Raw genomic sequence first — 1,657 nt, forward strand, 5'->3', positions numbered from 1 at the left:
ACATCCGCTGAAAAATTTTCACGATACAGCAGCTGCTTGTCTGCCTTACTGAGATTTTGATCGTACTTGTCTAAAAAACGACCGCTGTGTCTTCTTAAAAAATCATAGAGGCCAATTTCTTCAAAAGTCATTGAATCACCCACCCCAACCGACTTCCCATTGACTGCCTTCATGAGATAATCTAACAAGGCTTGTGTCATATCAAAATAGTGACAGGAGATTTTTCGCCTCTTAAGCGCTTCAATGACCTGAATCACCTTTTCATCTTCAAGCAAATCCAAATCTTTCCCCAAACTCATATTCTCATTCATGCCACTTTTAATCCTCCCTATGAAGTAAATACACAGACAAAATGACCATAACAGCACCACCCATTTGCATCAGATTAAGGTGCTCATTTAAAATTAAAAAGGCAACAATCAAAGTTATAGGCAGTTCCAATGTTGCGACGATGCTCGTTCTCTCAGATCCAATGATTGCCACCGATTTATAGAAGAAGACCACTGGTAGAATGCCTGCAAATACAGCAATTATAAATATATACTTCAAAAGATGAAAACTTAAGATTGGGATTGTGCCATAAAGGCCAATCACACTGCCAAAAGACGCAATCAAACCAAAAAGTGATGTATAAAACAAAACCGTATAGTGGTCCATCTTGGCGATTTTAAAATCCGCATAAATATTATAAAAGGAATAGGTTAAGGCACTTGCAATTCCGAAACCGATACCCACCAAAGATAGTTGTGAGCCCTTTACCGAAAATATATCAAGCACGAGAACAATCCCTATCATGGCAAGCAATAATGCGATGTAATTAACCCTCTTAAGCTTCTTCATGCCTGTTATGGCAAAGAAAAGCGTGATAAATACTGGATTTGTAAACAAGAGCATTGAGGCAATCCCCGCATTGAGCTGGTTAAGGGCCAAATAGAATAAGGCACTTGTACAAAAAGCACCAATCACACCTTGTATCATGGTCTGTTTTAATTGTACCTTTGTAATCTTAAATTTATCCTTGTTGGTGACTAAAACCGTCACAAAAATTATGATGACACTCATTAAATACTGAAAAAAATTCACAACAAGCGGCTCAGCACCTTCAACCATGACCATCTTACCCAAGATGGAGTTGAAGGCATAAATACTTGAAGCCATTATTGCATAAAAAAAGCCCTTTCTCTTAAGTTGTCTTTCACCTTGTAGAACCTCTAGCTTTTTATGGTCATGATTTTGCTTGAGGTTTGTGCTACCAGTCATATTTACCTCCGAAGTTTGTCTTTTCTGATTATACTATATTAAAATCGTGCCGTCACTTTAAAGTCTATAGACTTGTAACACCAAAGGCCATTTATTTTCTAGATAAATTGTTTAAATGTCATTAAAAAAGCAGCTCTGAAATAAGCTACTTTTTGTTTAACCTCTATTTACTTGAGTTTTTTGATGACCGCCTTTATTTCGCCAATCACATCATCGTTGGTATATTCAAAGTCCTTTAGAACCTCTCGCGCCGTCTTTAAGGCTAGATAATAATCTGCATTGTGCTTGATTTTACCAACCTCTATTGAGGCTTTTTTACTGAGAATTTTATTGTAAAAGGTCAAGTGATTCATCACGTCTTTGGCTGTAAAATGGAATATACCAGTATAACCTTCCT

3 protein-coding genes are annotated in these 1,657 nt (G+C 36.9%); all 3 read right to left on the minus strand.

The genetic code is table 11. The features are described 5' to 3' along the window. Positions 1–311, minus strand: a 311-nt coding sequence (locus AC220I_RS22255) for an LUD domain-containing protein (RefSeq protein ID WP_486726061.1), incomplete at its 3' end; no start/stop codon positions are given. Positions 312–318: 7 nt separating this feature from the next. Further along, the gene (locus AC220I_RS22260) at positions 319–1,260 is read right to left on the minus strand and encodes a DMT family transporter (RefSeq protein ID WP_486726062.1); all 942 of its coding nucleotides are present in this window, start codon (positions 1,258–1,260) and stop codon (positions 319–321) included. A gap of 167 nt (positions 1,261–1,427) precedes the next feature. Continuing rightward, the coding region (locus tag AC220I_RS22265) for a hypothetical protein (RefSeq protein WP_486726063.1) at positions 1,428–1,657 on the minus strand (230 nt) is incomplete at its 5' end.

The sequence above is a fragment of the Fusibacter sp. genome, from assembly GCF_057447755.1.